This is a genomic window from Candidatus Kryptobacter tengchongensis (assembly GCF_001458555.1).
In the GTDB taxonomy this organism is placed as follows: domain Bacteria; phylum Bacteroidota; class Ignavibacteria; order Kryptoniales; family Kryptoniaceae; genus Kryptonium; species Kryptonium tengchongense.
On the sequence record NZ_CZVH01000039.1, the window covers coordinates 1 to 15,881 of the forward strand.

Below are 15,881 nucleotides of genomic sequence, written 5' to 3' on the forward strand. Positions count from 1 at the left end.
ATCTTCTTCTTGAAAAAATTCTGCTTGAGGCTGAATTAATGGATCTTAAAGCGAATCCAAAGAAAAAAGCCCGTGGTGTTGTAATTGAATCAAAACTTGATAAAGGACGTGGTCCTGTTGGAACAGTTCTTGTGCAAAATGGAAGTTTAAAAATTGGTGATCCGTTAATTCAGCCTCAAGCAGAATTTTTTCAAGAAGAAGATCAACATTTTTACCATACTTTGCTGAAATCTCAACACATTGATACTTCCCACCCCAATCCTCAACAAGGATCCCTCTTTCAGCAAGTTGTTGTCTAATTTTGTCTGGATTTGCTTCTGGTTTATCAATTTTATTTATTGCAACGATTATTGGAACATTTGCAGCAAGTGCATGGTTAATTGCTTCAACAGTTTGAGGCATAACTGCGTCATCAGCTGCAACGACAAGAACAACTATATCTGTAACCTGAGCACCACGAGCACGCATTGCTGTAAACGCTTCATGTCCCGGGGTATCAATGAATGTGATCTGCTTGCCGTTTGGAAGGGTCACTTGATACGCTCCTATGTGCTGGGTTATACCACCAGCTTCACCAGCAACTATGTTACTTTGCCTTATGTAATCAAGGAGCGTTGTCTTCCCGTGATCAACATGACCCATGATCGTCACAACAGGGGGTCTCGGTTCAAGGTCTTCAGGACGATCAGGTTCTTCCTTAATTACATCTTCAAGATATTCCTCAGCCTTTTCAACTTCAAAACCATAATCGCTTGCTATAAGAGTTATAGTGTCAAAGTCAAGTCGCTGATTTATAGAAACAACAAGCCCAAGGTTAAGACACTTTTTAATTATCTCACTTGCTGAAACCCCCATGATATTTGCAAGTTCATTAACAGTGATGAATTCAGCAACGCTTATTTTCCTTCTTTCCTTTTCAAGTTGTTCTATCTTTTTCTCCTCTTTCTCTTGTCTTTCTTTCTTCTTCCGTTTTTTGATTATTTCTCTTATATCTGGACCTGCTTCTTCCATTTCTGCAAGCGTCTGATCAATCCTTCTCAAAATTTCTGCTTCATCAATTTCAACCCTGCTTCGTTTGCTCTTCTTTATAGGTTTCTTTATTTCAATATCTTCAATTTCAACAAATTTTCTCTTCTTCTCTCTTCTTTCCCTTGCTTGCTTTTTCTTTCTCGTCTCATCCTTTGCTACTTCAACCTCGGGCGCATGAACAATTTCCTCAACCTTTCCCTCCTTCACAGGTTTTGGTTTCTCCTCAAATCTTCTAATTCTTCTATCCCTCTTCCTTTCCCTATCTCTTTCTCTTCTTCTATCTCTATCTCTTTCCCTATCAAACTTTCTATCTCGGGTTCCTCTCATCTTATCCACATCAACATAAACCATTTCACCCTTTCTATGCCCTTTCTCCGCTTCAACTGATTCTGCTTCCGACTCAGACGAAATCACCTCTGCCTTACCTTCAACCGGCTCTTCAACTTGATCAATCTGCTCCTGTGCAACAACTTGAGTTGGCTCTTGCGCTACGACTGGCTCCTCAACTTGCTTTATTTCTTCCTGTATCTCAACTTTTTCTTCGCTTTCCTTAGCTTTCTCTTCAACAACTTCACTTGAAACAACTTCTTCTACCTTTTCCTCCGGCACGATTTGCTCCACCTGAACCTGATGTGTGGATTCGGCAACTTCACCTACTTCAATCTCCCCGGCTGGTTGAATGAACCCACTTTCCACGGTCTCAGTTTTAACCTCAATTGTCTGCGAAGTTTCAACTTTTTCCTCAACCACTGGCTTTGTTTCAACCGCTACAGCCTCGGTGATTTTCATTTCCCTTTCCTTCTTCCTCTTCTGACGCTCAGCCAGCTCTCGCTCATGCTTATAGTGTCTATTTATTATCTCAAGCATCTTATCATCAACCGGGGACATATGATTCTTCACATCAAATCCCTGCTTCTGTAAAAAACTGACAAGCTCATCTGATGATATGTTAAGTTCCTTTGCTATTTGATATACTCTTCTCGGCATGGTTGTTAGGATTTGGTTTAAATTATCTTGAAGCTCTCCTTATAATACTTCTCAATTTCTTTATTTTATTATCGTCAATTCCCTGCAAACCTGAAAGAATTGACTTTATATTTTCATCTGGTAGAGCAAGATAATCCCTGTTGGTCTCAATACCAGCATCTTTAAGACGCTGATAGATTTCATCACCAATTTGATCCTTCAAATCAGATAGACGAATTATTTTGCGAACATCTTTTTTCTCTCCCTCAATAATCATTATTTCAATATTATAGCCTGTCAACAAAGAAGCAAGTTTAACATTTATACCATCATCTCCAATTGCAGTTGAAACTTCTTCTGGTGGAACATAAACAAGAGCTGTTTTTCGGCTTTCATCAATTTCAACCCCTTTCGGTTTTGCCGGTTGTAATGCTCTTGCTACAAAAATTGCTGGATCATCACTATATGCAATCACATCTATATTTTCATTGTTAAGTTCCTTTACTATTGAGTGAATTCTCACACCTTTCATCCCAACACATGCACCAACCGGATCAACTCTCTCATCCGTTGATGCAACTGCAATTTTTGATTTTTTCCCTGCTTCCCTTGCAACATTTTTTATTACAACTATACCATCGTAAACCTCCGGTATCTCAAGCTCAAATAATTTAACAAGAAACAACGAATCAGCCCTTGAAACTATAACCTGTGGACCGCTACCTTTACGCTCGTCCCTTGGACTTGGTGGTTTAACTTCTTTAACAAGAACCCTTAAACTTTCGTTTTTCCTATATCTCTCGTCAGGGATCATCTCGCTTCGTGGTAAGATCAGCTCATTTTTATTATGCATCAAAAGAACTCGCTCGGGTTTCCCATCCTTACCAATGTAAACCTGATAAACCTCACCTATCAGGATCTCTCCTCTGTATGATTCATACTCTCTCATAACTGAATCACGCTCATATTCACTCAACTTATGAATGAACAGCTGTTTTGCCTGCGAGATTAACCTCAACCCGAAATCTCTCACATCAACTTTTTCAACAAATTTCTCCCCGAGTTCAAGGCTTGGATCAACTTCCCTTGCCTTTTCAAGCGAGACCTCTTTTAACGGGTCTTTAACAACATCAACTATATCCTTCATAAGATAAATTTCAATATCTCCTCGCTCCATATTCACAATTATATCAAATTCAGCGTCATCACCGTATTTTTTTCTAACGAGCGTTTTGAATACATCCTCAAGTATGAAAGCAATTTTATCCTTCTCAATTTTCTTCTCCTTTGCAAGTTGTGTGAATGCTTCAACTATTTCACGATTCATAACTTCACCTTCCGAATTTTAATTTTTACCAGACAATTTCTGTTTTAGCTTCAATTATTTGATTGTATTTCAAAACAAGCAAATTTTCATCATTTTCAATTTTTATTTCAATTGTCTCATCCCCAGCCATTATAAGTTGACCCAAAACTTCACGCACCTGCCCTGATAGTTCATCAACATACTTAACCCTAACAAATCTCCCAATGTTCGTAAAGTATTGTCTCTTAACCTTAAAAGGATTACCAACCCCGGGAGATGAAACCTCAAGACGATAACTAACTGGTATAAGATCGTGAAAATCAAGTGCATCCGAAATTCGCCTGCTTATCTCCTCACATTTCTTAACCGTGATGCCATCGTCAGTATCAACGAACACTTCAAGGGTCAATTTCTTCCCAAAACCTTTCAGATTAATATCAACCAGATAAGCGCCTGAACTCTCAACGATTGGCGTAATTATTTCCCGGAGTTTGGACTTAATTTCCTCAATGTTTATCATAAAATCAAAAAAAATAGTGGGTCTTTTAGCCCACCATGGAAGCTAAATTTTTAAAAAAATATAAAAAAATAAACTACAATTTGCAAATTAAAGACAACGGCTAAAATAACCGAAAGAATTAAGCAATCTATCAACAAACCAACTTTGTGCAGAAACCGTCCGCCCACTGATTGACAAAACTATTTTTTAAACCTCAACCTTAAACGGATTAAAATCTGTGTCCCAGTCATAGTAATCTTCATTCTCAGCTTTTTTCAAAAAATTTACAACTTTATAAGTTACCGGCGTAATCACTGCTTCCCATCCAACTTTAATTGCGTAATTCGTTACCATAACTTTTAAAAGAAGTTCATTGGTCCAAAAGCCATAAAAAGCAACTGGATAAAAGATAAGGGAATCAACAGCCTCTCCAGCTATTGTTGAACCAATAGTTCGTGTCCATAAAAATCTCCCCCGTGTTAAAAGTTTCATCTTCGCAAGAACGAAAGAATTTGTAAATTCACCAGCCCAAAATGCAGTTATTGATGCTATTACAATCCTTGGGGTTTGACCAAAAACAACATCATAGGCGTCTTGATATTGCCAGTTCGGATCAGGAGGGAGTTTCCTCACAAACCAACTCATAAATGATGCAAAAATTAAAGCACCAAATCCAGCCCATATCACCTTTCTTGACCTTGAATAACCATAAACCTCAGTCAATACATCATTAAAAATATAGCTTATCGGAAAGAATAAAACACCAGCACCAAACGAGAAACCATATATATTTACAACTTTTTCAGCACCGATTATATTTGAACAAAGCAAAATCGTCACAAACGAAGCCATCACAAGATCATAATACTTATATACCCTGCGTTTTTCCATACCGTTTTTTTATGATAAAAAACATAAAGAAAACTTAAAATGCTCCTTCAAATAAAACTTGATTTTTATGCTTTGCTTTTTAAACTTATTGCGTCATTGCCTTATGGCTTTGACGATGCTACCATTATAATCCAAGTCTAAGTTCATGTAAAAAGGAGGAATTGACCATGCTCAACTTAGAAAAAGTCAAAAAGTCCCATAACCTCTTTCGTCGCCCTACTGGAATTTCTCTTCAAGAATTTGATGAACTTATGGCTGTTCTTAGAGAAGCTTATCCAGATTACGAAAGGAAAAGGCTGTCAAGAAGGGAAAGGGAAAGAGAGATAGGTGCAGGGGGAAAGTTCAAATTGTCTTTGGAAGAGAAGGTCTTTATGACCCTTTTCTTTCTTCGCCACTACACTACTTACACTCTTTTAGGTTTCCTTTTTGAACTTCACAAGAGCAATGCTTATAGAAATGTTGAGATGATGAAGAGTTTTTGAGGGAACACCTTCCATTACCAGAGAGGGTAAGGGAGAAGAAGATAAGTTCTTTTGAGGATTTGTTGGAAGAGATGCCAGAGAGAAGCGGAGACCGAAGGAAGGGGGAGATAGGAGGGGATACTATTCCAGGAGAAAGAAGAGTCATGTGATAAAGAGCCAAGTAGTCGTTGAGAAGGGAGAGGTGTTTTTTATGCTTTCCTCTTCAAATTTTTGTGCGAACTCCCTGTAAAACCTATAGACAGCACAATGGGCAAAATGAAAGACATTTGTTGTGTTATAAATTAATCCAAATCCTAAAGCAACAATAGCATAAATAGCTCCTGCACAGATTCCATTTGCAATAAACTGAAGAGGCATAGGAGTTTATATTTTTAAATTTAATGTAATTTTTCTTATTTGTCAAGGTACTTTTGGGGAGGATTTAAACTGAACGAATGGTGGGGGGGGGGTTTGTTGACTGTTGCAGGTTAATTTTATAGTGTCTTACTTTTTTAAATTAAAAAAGGCGGCCAAAAATGGCCGCCACAAAAAGGACCTAGGGGAGAGGTTGGGAGTAGGGGTTGTTAAGATCGATGTTCTATTTTATTTTGATAAACTTAATATATTTCAAAACTTTCTTATCGTTTTTTAATACTATAAAATATATCCCACTTGTCAAGCTACGACAATCTACGAAAATTTTATACCCTCTTCTTTCTACTACTACATTATTAATTTTTTGTCCTAGTATGTTATATACCTTTATCTCCTCTATTTCTGATGAAAAGGTAAAAATCAAATAATCTTTAACTAAAAAATTACCCTCTTTTTCTTTATATTTTTCTTTATCTCTTTCTACTGTAGTAGCAGGTAAAAAACTTATAACCTTTTTCTTGCTCCATAACACAATTTCTTTCTCATAATAACTATGCCCTATATATACATCTTCAATTTCTGAAATAAACGTTATTGAGTCATTAATACTATAAATTTTAGTTCTATTAGAATCATAATCTCGAATTATAATATATATTCTACCATTGAAAAAAATAAAATCTCCGTAAAAATCTCCTTGAATGGTTCCTAGTTCTATTAATTTCTCTTTATTTATTCTTTTTGCTATCAATTTTTCTTTATCTTTAAGCAAAACTAGATAGATTTGGTCGCCTTCATAAAATCCACTAACTATTTCTTCGTAAAACTTAAAGCTACCAGTATCAATACATAAAGAGTCCTCTACTATCATATATTTTAAATAATACATACCATCATCCTCTAATTTAAACCAACTGAGAAATACGTATCTATTCTCTTTTTCTTTAAAGCAGAGAGTAGGAAAAAAATAGTCACAGCTTTTTATTTTCACTGTATCTAAACCTCGAATAATCCAAATAGCAGCAATAAAATTACCATATGCAAATCTCTCATAACTAAACGACGTTTTATTAATTACATTATTCACAAAAAAGTATTGCGATACTTTTTTTACTACGTGAAGATTATCATAAAAAATTTGAATTTCTCTACTTTGAACTCTTCCAAGCTTAGATAAGTGATATACTAGAAAAATTTGAGAAGAATCAAAAGCCACACTACATGTATATGTATCTACGGTGTCAGCTAATTCGTAAGTTTGGTAGTTATTTTTATTCCTATCATATAGAAAAAGATACAACTTCTTTGTAGTATAATCGGATACAAATATGTAGAGATTTGACTTATTTTGTACAACCGACTCTATTATTTTATTATCATCTCCCTCTATCTCGAATAATAATTGGAAAAATTGAAATAAAAATAATACTAACATAACTCATCCCCCTCCTTAATTATTTAGTTTTTATTTTCTATAAATTTATTTTAAAACAATATTTCTCGATGCCAACAATGTATCTCCAGCTTTTAACCTAAGCGTTAAATTTATTTCTTTTTCACTACTATAGATAAAATCTATATCAAAATTTCCATAAAATCGTCCGTTTTGATCTATATAACCTATCTTAATATTAGGTTCCGTATCAGTTATATTTGAATCTAATTTAATATTAGAGTTGTTTATACTAACTTCAACTCCATAAGATGCAGTTGAAGAAGCTTTAAACCCTATAGTAATTGGTAACGAAGCTACTTCTTTGTTATTCACATTTATCTTCAACCTTACTGTTTTTGACTTTTGATTTGGTTGTTGAGTCTGCTGTCCAGAAGTTCCGCTATATTCTTGAGATTGTTTATAAATTGAGGCGGAAAGGGGGATAAGTTCAAAGCTTACAGATTCAACAACTGCATCAATACCGTCAACTCTTCCGGTATTTAAATTTGAAGCTAACATCATCTTTTCGCTATTGTCCCAATTTTGGTAGCAGATAAATCTTAATTCTATTTTCCTTAAATCTTGCATATTTTTAACTTTATTTTTAATTACTATGGTGTCAGAAGGGACTGTCATTTTTTGTTTTTTCTTTTTTACATGTTAATTTTAAATGTTCCTAATTTATGTTGTCTTCTCTTTAAATTAAAAAAATTAAAAAAGGCGAGCCAGAAAGGCTCGCCGTTGTGGTGACTGCTTTACTTAATTATTTAAGAATAAGAACTTTAAAAATCTTATTGCGGTTTTTTATTCTTATAAAATACACACCAGCTGATTGGCTATAAAAATCAATAATAACTGGTCGTCCATATATTATCCTAACCTTCACTTGCTGTCCTAGTATATTAAACACTTCAATATAATCTTCATTTTCAATATTATCAATATATACCATTCTTCTATTTGTATATATTTTAATCTCTTTTTCCTCTCTTCTTCTATTTTCATTTTCCACTGATGTAATACCTATAGGTACTAATAGCACTGTAGCGGTATCGAACACAACTATCATATTTTTTTCTTTCCAATAAAAACCTCCATTTTCTCTTATCCAACCGCTCTTAAGTGGAAGTTCCATTTCTAGTTTTTCTATCAGTTTATTATTGTAAACTTGTAAAATTATTAACCTTGGAGGTTCTCCATCTACCACTAATCCAACTCTTCCTTTATATTCAAAATCTAAATCTACAAATCCTCCTCTTACTCCTTTAATGAATATATAATCAATAAGATTAAGCTCCGCGTCATAACACATACACATCAATTTATTACTACTCCTTACGTATTTTAAAACAAGGAAGTATTCATTCTCATATTCATCTAATAATATTGTCGCACTTTTAAAAGAATTAAAAAAAGAAGAAAAAGTTGTACTATCAATCCACATTTTTTCTATCTCTAACTCTAAACCTTCTCTATATTTATATCTAAAAATAGCTAAATACTCCATACCACCGAAATAGGCAAAACTACTCATTAAATACAACCTATCTTTTATCTTTCTAATTCTTAGAGGGAATATTAAAGCATCCGCTTCATAGGGACTTGAGTCATAGGGTATTCTTCTACTACTACATATAACTTCATCTGTGTTCTTCACAATTAAAAATCTTTTATTATTAGTATCAACCCCGGTATACGCTCTCTTTGATGAATCTAATTTAAAGAGTCCCCTAATTATACCGGGATAATAATTATTAATTAAAACGCTATCTCTATTAACAATAACAACAACTTCCTGTGGTTTAAGATACATTCCACTATTGGTCTTTTTAACTATTTTGTCATATACTATATATAACTTACTAAACTCACCGGCAAACCCAACTGCAAAACAAATACCCCTGGCATACCTGGCGCTATCAATCTCAGCTATTTTTTTGTTGTCTTTAACAATTTTAAGTTTTTCATCTTTAGTTTCTAACACATATATACTCTTACCTGCTTCCACTACATCTACTATACGATCCCTTGCTTGATATAAAATTTGAATCTGAAGAAAAAGAATGATTAAAAACATAATTAGTCACCTCCTTATTCTTAGAATTTTGTTTAATTTTTATTTACTAAATTTTATTTTAGATATATCGTTAAATAGTCACGTGGCTCTTGGTTTATTAAAAGATTTATAATTATACTAGAAGAAGATGTGTATTCAAATGTAACTGGCACTTCTTTTACAAATATTCCACTTTCTGTTGTGGTACCTATATTCTTGGAATAGTGTGAATTATCTTGATTTAAATTTATGACAGTAGAATAAAATTTTATATTTATATTATTTTGGTCGTCTAATAAACTAAATCCTAATCCAACTGGTGCATTTATAAAACTTTTATCATTCACATTTATCTTCAACTTTACTGTTTTTGACTTTTGATTTGGTTGTTGAGTCTGCTGTTCAGAAGTTCCGCTATATTCTTGAGATTGTTTATAAATTGAGGCGGAAAGGGGGATAAGTTCAAAGCTTACAGATTCAACAACTGCATCAATACCGTCAACTCTTCCGGTATTTAAATTTGAAGCTAACATCATCTTTTCGCTATTGTCCCAATTTTGGTAGCAGATAAATCTTAATTCTATTTTACCTAAATCCTGCATATTTTTCAACTTTATCTTTAATTACTATTTTAAGCATGAAATTTCACTTATATATGGAAAGAATGTCAATTTTTTAATAAGCCCTGGATCTTCATAATACCTCCTAAGAATCATTATTATCTCTTCCGCCACTTCTTTTATATCATTAAAAATCTTATCCGACAAACCCATTCTTATCTACTCAAACTCTCCCTCAAATGGATTCAATTCAGGACAAAATGGTGGCAGGTATTCTATCTCTATCCCTTCAGGTACCTTTAACCCCTCACTCCTATGCACTTTACTATTGTCCATAAAAAGCTTTATACCTCTATTTACCTTAGACTTAGGATTCTTTTATTTCAGATTTTGTAATCTACAACCCTCATCCTACACTACTCTTTTTCATATCTCCTTTCTATAAATTATAAAAATTATAAGAGATTACTTCTGATAAAATAAACAAGGGGGCAAATATGCCCCCCATTTAGCTCACTTTAAAACTACTGCACTATTCCCAGCCCTGACCAAAAATTCAACCTCATAACCATACAAATTTAACTTCCCATTTATATGCTTTGTCTTATCCTTTATGTAGAGCTGGGCGTTGGAAATTCCAACTACATCATTATGACATGCACTTGCACAAGATGTTGGAGAAACTTTTGGATGAGTTCCAGCTGGTGGCAGTCCATGACAACTCCCACAAGTTGCTTGAGTTCCATCAACGATGTTCCACTTTGGAGCGTTATTTAGATTTCCGTTTCGGAAATAACCGTGACAATATGTATTTGAACATGTTAGGTTATTTAAATCATAATCCGGGTTTGGGACAAGATATTCACCAATTCCAATTGCGGTTTTATGCCTTGCGAGGGAACTATCTTGAAAAATTACTTCAGCGTTTGGTGTATCATCAAGATGACCTGGCGATCTTAAAGAAGTTGGTTTAATATGGCATTCAACGCAATCAAACCCGAGAGCAAATTTACCTTCTTTCACATGAGATTGATGTGCACCAACTCCACGAGCAGATGTTGAAAAATTATTATTTAAGTCCCTTGGTGGTGCAGGATTTGAAAGACTGCCGTGACATGTATTGCATGCTTCAGGTCCAGCTGTTGCATTATGGCATGTATAACAAGACGATTTGCTTATCCCGCCTCTGTAATCGCTTCCGTGACATTGTTTGCATTGCTCAAAATTCCAACTTGTATTGCGTATAAATTTTCCATGCGAATTTGAACCCGTCACTTGAACCCAATCGGTCGGGTGAATTTTTATACTTCCGAACGCAAGACTATCTTCCATAACCCATTTTCTTATCCTTTCTGCCTTGATAGATGCATCTGCCCCGAGATATTGTCTCATACTTCCGCCAGATTGAGTTACAAGGATAATTTTACTATTCGCATCTCCAGGAAATGCCGTCCCACTTTGGGCTATACCAAAATATGTTGAAAGATCAAAGTCAGCCGAAGCTTGATTATGACAGCTTACACAGTGCTCATCAAAAATTTTCTTTATATCATCCTTATAAGTTAATTTCAATGATATTGGTGGCGTAATTATTTCCTCTTTCAATTCACTGCACGAAGATAAAATTAAAGAAGCAAGTGCGAGGAAAATTAAAACTTTAGCTTTCATTTTTGTTCAGCTTTTAATTTTTAATCTTTTGAACCATGACAATACCCACAGAATCCAACACCTGATTTTCTTGTGTTGATATGACAGGAAAAACATACAGAACCATCGTTTGTGTGCCAATCTCCTTCAACATTTTTCATATAATTTTTGGGATGTGTCTTTGGATCGTTGCCAAGCCCTGGATTTCTATCAACATGGCAGACTATACAAGTTGGATCAGCCCCTTCGGTATCGTGACAGCTCATACACATTTCAATATCCCGCTTCGCAAGTTTGGCATGTCTTCCACCACCAGATCCAACACCAATCGTAACGAAGTCATTTCCACTGTGCCATTCAGGTTTGACCTGACTTGTAGTTATATCGCCACCCGGGGCATGACAACCACTACAAAATGTTTGACGGTCATGGCAAACATAGCAATCTTTTTCTTTACTTTTTGCCTCAATTCCATGAGTATAACGATAATTCAAATCATGAACTCTCTGCAAAACCAATTGTTCCTTCCCAGAGCTCTGCGGTGTAAATGGGGCATAAAAATCCTTTCCCGTCAATGGAACCTTGATAAGATTTACACCATCATGACATTGCTGACAAAAATCATCGTTATGGCATGTGATACAGTTATTCTCCACACCACCTGCACGGACAAATTTTTTATGCTCTGTTGTAAAATCAACAACCTTATGACTTTCTGGTAAAAGTGAAACCGTCTCAATATGGCAGGATTCGCATTCATTTGTTGCAGTGCGATTATTATGGCAAGTAAAACAACTCTCCATACTCGGCAAATGTTCTGGCGTTGCATAATCAACTTTATCGGCTCCAGCGTGGCAATCAAGACAATTTAACTTTTGATTCTCAATATGGAATTTATGCGAAAAGATAAGCTTTCTAACGGGTTCCTCATACGGAACCATATTTTTCGTGTCAAGATGGCAAAATTCACATGGGGTTGATTTCTCATCATGGCAATTGAAACAAGTTGCCTGTTTCGGAAGTAAGAAATCAGATGATTTTTCGCTTGTCAAAGCGCCTGCGTGACAATCTGTGCATTCAGCCCCTACATTTTCAGCGTGAAACCTATGCGAAAACTTTATGTTCATCCATTGCTTTACATTATCACCATAAAATTCACCTCTCTCAGATGTTCTCAAATCAGAAAAGGCAACAAAGATAAAAGTGAGGGGGACTAACAAAATTGAAAGAGCATAAAATGTTAAAATTTTCGCTGTCTTCATTTTTAAACCTAAATTTAATTTTATTTAATCAGCGAATCACTTCCCCTGGGACAAGACCAAGATTTGTGAAAAGCCAATAATTAAATTTGAAAAATACTCTAAAATCGGATTTATAAACTCTATTCTGGATATACTGCGATTGAACATCAAATGAAATAGATTTGCTGGGCTTTACACTTCCACCCAAAGCTATGACTAAATCTTTATGTCTTTCTCCACCTTCCCATAGTTTATAAGAAGAAAAAGTCAAACTTGCATTCGGAATAAATCTATTGTTAAACATCGGATAATAAACCTGTGCTGATACACCGTCAAGCTCACCAGCATAACCCAATCTTTTTGCGAAGTTAACAGAAGCATATCCAACATCAAATCCAAGCACAATTCTTTGAGCCTTATCATCAACATAACGAACATTTGAAAAACCAGCATAGACTCTCAAAAGAGATGAGATCCTGTAATGAACCCCCGCTTCAACTTCTTTAGTTGCGCCATAATTGAAAACAGAGAAAATTGAATTCACCGGAATTCTTGGATCCCTGTAATCATAGCTAACACTCAACTTTAATCTTTCAATTAAATTAATACCAATTGAAACCTCACCCCTTGAAAATTTAACCTTATTTATGTCATAGTCAAGTCGCGAATAAAATTCAAAAATTGAGAGCTCATAATTTAAATCGCCACTTACAATCTGATATTGTGAAGATGTAAAATTGATTTCCTGAACGAAGACATCGCCAAGGCTATCTGCACGAAGGGCTTCATAAGCTTTCGGTTTACGATGTTGATTGAAATAACTTAACGAGGCGTTAAGAGAACCCTTTGAAAATTTTAACTGCCCTCCAAACATAAAATTATTTTTCGGCTCATCGTTCAAAGCAAATTTCTGGTCTTGAGGCATGAGAAATCCACCGTAAACATTCGCATTTAAAAACTTGGAAATTTTTGCATTGACATATGCCCCATCAATAGTACCAACACCAACGCCTGAATAAACGGCGAATCTCCCAAGCTTTAAATTGAAGCGGTTAAAGATATTTCTCCAGTTAAGATAAAAGTTATAAAATCTAAATCTTGGATCACCAGTCTGTTTTTCACGAAAATCATTTGAGATATTAACAAATGAATGTAACGATAAATTACCCTTGCTCAATGTTATCTGAGCAAGTTGAAACGCTCTAAGGTGCTCACTCCTTACCTCAGGGGTTTCATATCTCTGCCACATATAGGCTGTGGTTGTGAGGCGGAGATTTAGGTTCTGCGAAAACAAAAGCGCTGGGGCTAATAATAAAAGAAACAATTTTTTCATTTTTTTCTTTCAATTTGTTTGATTTTAAAATAAAGAGCAATCACAAGAATTGTTATTATCAATGTTGACATACCAAGTCCCCACCTTCTAAAATAGTATTCATCAATTGCATCAAGCCCAGCCTTGGTAACCCTGTCTATTATCTCATAACCAGGCGCAATCGTTTCTTTAAACTCATCAAGATTTGCCGTATGGATCACCGTTCTTGCTTTGATTAGAATTTGAGGGACATCGTTCATATCATACCTTGCATCAGACACATCCATACCCTTAAATTCAGCTTCATCAAGGATCGCTTTTGCTCTGTTTGTCCTAATAACAAGTGTATCAATCATATCTCTCATTTGCTTTGCCACTTCAAAACCTTTTTCTCCCTCTCTATGGCACTTTATACATGTTGACTTTGTGCTTATGCCAAGCATTTCATCGGTCGGTCGTTCAATTAGATGATTACCATGACAAACTTCACACTGCGGTATATTTCTCTTCTCAAAAACCTCGGCGTGGGGACTCCGTGAGAACATTTCAGCGTTTAAAGCATGACAGATACCACAAACATGCGAGATTGACTTAACACCAGGGGGAATAGCTCCATGATTCCCGTGACAATCATTACAAGCTGGCGCTGACAAATCTCCTTTCTCAAGCAACGCCTTACCATGAACACTTTGAGCATATTTCTCGTATTGATCGGTCGGGATCTTATAATCACGCATATAATTTGCGTCACTGTGACATCTTGCACAAGTTTTTGGTAAAGTTGAAGCGAAAACCGTTGACCTTGGATCGTTAGCTGGAAAGATATCATGAGCAGAGTGGCAATCTGAACATGTTGCTACTTTGGTATCACCTTTCAAAATCCTTTGACCATGGACACTTGTTTTATATTTTTCAAACTGATCCGTTGGAAGGGCTGGATTAAACTTTTTCATATAATTCGCATCACTGTGGCATTTGCTACAAAGTCTAACCTCGGATGTTGGATAAACTGGGGATGTAGGATCATTTACTTTTTTAATGTTGTGAACGCCATGACAAGTTACGCATGTTGCAATTTCGCTTTTACCATGAACGCTTGCCTTAAAAAGTTTAAACTGATTTACATCAATCTTTGAACCAAACTTTTTCATGACCATTTCATTTGAATGACACTTCAAACATACATCAATGATCTTATCGCCCTTGGGAATTCCAATAAACCCTTTCCCCTTGCTCATTGCAACTTCCATATCATCACTTGTTTTATCTCCGCCATGACAATCTGCACAAGAAACACCAAGTTTAAAATGGACATCTTTGGGGTAAAGTTCTGTTGCTTTATCCCCAACCACGTCTTTATGACAGTTATAACATCCATCTTTGCCTTGAGATAAAGCAAAAGTAAGTGTAAACAAAACAATCGCTAAAATGACAAACCTCTTCATCCAAGTTTAAATTTTTTATTTTTAATCTAACACATAACCAAGGAATGTCATTGTGAGCATGTAAATTAATACGAAAAGACCTATATAGTTTATCAATCTGTTTCTGTATCCTTTATCAGTTTTCACATCCCAAAATGGGACGAGCATCCAAAGTATTCCAGCAACTGTGAAGATGAGAAGACCGAAAAATTCACCTTCAATAAATAGAACTTTTGCGGGTAAAAGTTTTAATGTTTGATACATAAAGAGAAAATACCACTCTGGTTTGATCCCGGCAGGAGCAGGCGCAAATGGGTCAGCTTTTTTGCCAAGCTCCCATGGAAAAAAAACAGCAAGTATTGCAAGTATATTCAAAATTATAAGCCATAACAAAAGATCACGAAGCAGGAAGTTTGGGAAAAATGGAATGTATTTTCTTTTTTCGGGTGGAAGCTTCTCCCATTCAGGTGGTTCACTCATACCTTGAATTTGAATGAACAAAAGATGAAGGAAAAGAATCACCGTAAAAATTCCCGGAAGTATTGCCTCATGTAAGCCGAAAAACCTCGCAAGCGTTGCCCCTGTGACATCTTCACCACCACGAACAATTCTTAACAGTTCCTTACCGATCACAGGAATTGAACCGATTATCTCCGTTCCAACCTTCGTTGCAAAAAAG

General features: G+C 35.4%; 16 protein-coding genes and 3 pseudogenes. 2 read left to right on the forward strand and 17 right to left on the reverse strand.

Features of this window, described 5'->3' with window-relative positions; all coding sequences use genetic code 11:
• Window positions 1–170, forward strand: a pseudogene (locus AT685_RS08735) (hypothetical protein); the annotation flags it as partial.
• Here the strand turns inward: AT685_RS08735 and AT685_RS08740 are convergent.
• The 5 genes and pseudogenes from AT685_RS08740 to AT685_RS03655 all read right to left on the reverse strand — a co-directional run.
• Window positions 160–900 (reverse strand): annotated as a pseudogene (locus AT685_RS08740) (translation initiation factor IF-2); the annotation flags it as partial. The pseudogenes AT685_RS08735 and AT685_RS08740 overlap by 11 nt on opposite strands.
• A 972-nt stretch (window positions 901–1,872) precedes the next feature.
• A pseudogene (locus AT685_RS08745) lies at window positions 1,873–2,016 on the reverse strand (translation initiation factor IF-2 N-terminal domain-containing protein); the annotation flags it as partial.
• A gap of 22 nt (window positions 2,017–2,038) precedes the next feature.
• Window positions 2,039–3,322 (reverse strand): transcription termination factor NusA, encoded by a 1,284-nt coding sequence (gene nusA / locus AT685_RS03645; RefSeq protein ID WP_072150420.1) that lies wholly within the window; start codon window positions 3,320–3,322, stop codon window positions 2,039–2,041.
• Between the two features lie 25 nt (window positions 3,323–3,347).
• A complete protein-coding gene (locus AT685_RS03650) occupies window positions 3,348–3,821 on the reverse strand; it encodes a ribosome maturation factor RimP (protein ID WP_072150421.1) in 474 nt (157 codons plus the stop codon).
• A 186-nt stretch (window positions 3,822–4,007) separates the two neighbouring features.
• Window positions 4,008–4,691 carry a queuosine precursor transporter gene (locus AT685_RS03655; RefSeq protein ID WP_072150422.1) on the reverse strand — a complete coding sequence of 228 codons (684 nt, stop codon included), beginning with the start codon at window positions 4,689–4,691 and terminating at the stop codon, window positions 4,008–4,010.
• Between the two features lie 167 nt (window positions 4,692–4,858).
• Between AT685_RS03655 and AT685_RS03660 the strand changes: the two genes are divergently transcribed.
• The gene (locus AT685_RS03660) at window positions 4,859–5,173 is read left to right on the forward strand and encodes a helix-turn-helix domain-containing protein (protein WP_081040568.1); all 315 of its coding nucleotides are present in this window, start codon (window positions 4,859–4,861) and stop codon (window positions 5,171–5,173) included.
• A 141-nt stretch (window positions 5,174–5,314) separates the two neighbouring features.
• Here the strand turns inward: AT685_RS03660 and AT685_RS03665 are convergent, their stop codons facing one another.
• The 12 genes from AT685_RS03665 to AT685_RS03715 all read right to left on the reverse strand — a co-directional run.
• Complete coding sequence (locus AT685_RS03665; protein WP_072151600.1) at window positions 5,315–5,530, reverse strand: hypothetical protein; 216 nt, start codon at window positions 5,528–5,530, stop codon at window positions 5,315–5,317.
• A 220-nt stretch (window positions 5,531–5,750) separates the two neighbouring features.
• Window positions 5,751–6,962 carry a T9SS type A sorting domain-containing protein gene (locus AT685_RS03670; protein ID WP_072151601.1) on the reverse strand — a complete coding sequence of 404 codons (1,212 nt, stop codon included), beginning with the start codon at window positions 6,960–6,962 and terminating at the stop codon, window positions 5,751–5,753.
• Window positions 6,963–7,007: 45 nt separating this feature from the next.
• Entirely contained in the window at window positions 7,008–7,598 is a 591-nt protein-coding gene (locus tag AT685_RS03675; RefSeq protein WP_072151602.1) for a hypothetical protein, read from the reverse strand.
• A 127-nt stretch (window positions 7,599–7,725) separates the two neighbouring features.
• Window positions 7,726–9,039 (reverse strand): T9SS type A sorting domain-containing protein, encoded by a 1,314-nt coding sequence (locus AT685_RS03680; protein WP_072151603.1) that lies wholly within the window; start codon window positions 9,037–9,039, stop codon window positions 7,726–7,728.
• Window positions 9,040–9,092: 53 nt separating this feature from the next.
• A complete protein-coding gene (locus tag AT685_RS03685) occupies window positions 9,093–9,629 on the reverse strand; it encodes a hypothetical protein (protein ID WP_143713108.1) in 537 nt (178 codons plus the stop codon).
• A gap of 15 nt (window positions 9,630–9,644) precedes the next feature.
• On the reverse strand, window positions 9,645–9,791 hold the full coding sequence (locus AT685_RS08385; protein ID WP_159420470.1) for a hypothetical protein: 147 nt from the start codon (window positions 9,789–9,791) through the stop codon (window positions 9,645–9,647).
• A 6-nt stretch (window positions 9,792–9,797) separates the two neighbouring features.
• Complete coding sequence (locus AT685_RS03690) at window positions 9,798–9,926, reverse strand: transposase (RefSeq protein WP_267886272.1); 129 nt, start codon at window positions 9,924–9,926, stop codon at window positions 9,798–9,800.
• 165 nt (window positions 9,927–10,091) lie between these two features.
• Window positions 10,092–11,246 carry a CxxxxCH/CxxCH domain c-type cytochrome gene (locus AT685_RS03695; protein WP_072151605.1) on the reverse strand — a complete coding sequence of 385 codons (1,155 nt, stop codon included), beginning with the start codon at window positions 11,244–11,246 and terminating at the stop codon, window positions 10,092–10,094.
• A 20-nt stretch (window positions 11,247–11,266) separates the two neighbouring features.
• Window positions 11,267–12,487 carry a cytochrome c3 family protein gene (locus AT685_RS03700; RefSeq protein WP_072151606.1) on the reverse strand — a complete coding sequence of 407 codons (1,221 nt, stop codon included), beginning with the start codon at window positions 12,485–12,487 and terminating at the stop codon, window positions 11,267–11,269.
• A 28-nt stretch (window positions 12,488–12,515) separates the two neighbouring features.
• Complete coding sequence (locus AT685_RS03705) at window positions 12,516–13,715, reverse strand: hypothetical protein (protein WP_143713109.1); 1,200 nt, start codon at window positions 13,713–13,715, stop codon at window positions 12,516–12,518.
• 80 nt (window positions 13,716–13,795) lie between these two features.
• The gene (locus AT685_RS03710) at window positions 13,796–15,223 is read right to left on the reverse strand and encodes a cytochrome c3 family protein (RefSeq protein WP_072151608.1); all 1,428 of its coding nucleotides are present in this window, start codon (window positions 15,221–15,223) and stop codon (window positions 13,796–13,798) included.
• A gap of 21 nt (window positions 15,224–15,244) precedes the next feature.
• Window positions 15,245–15,881: cytochrome b N-terminal domain-containing protein (locus AT685_RS03715; RefSeq protein WP_143713110.1), on the reverse strand; the 637-nt coding region annotated here is incomplete at its 5' end.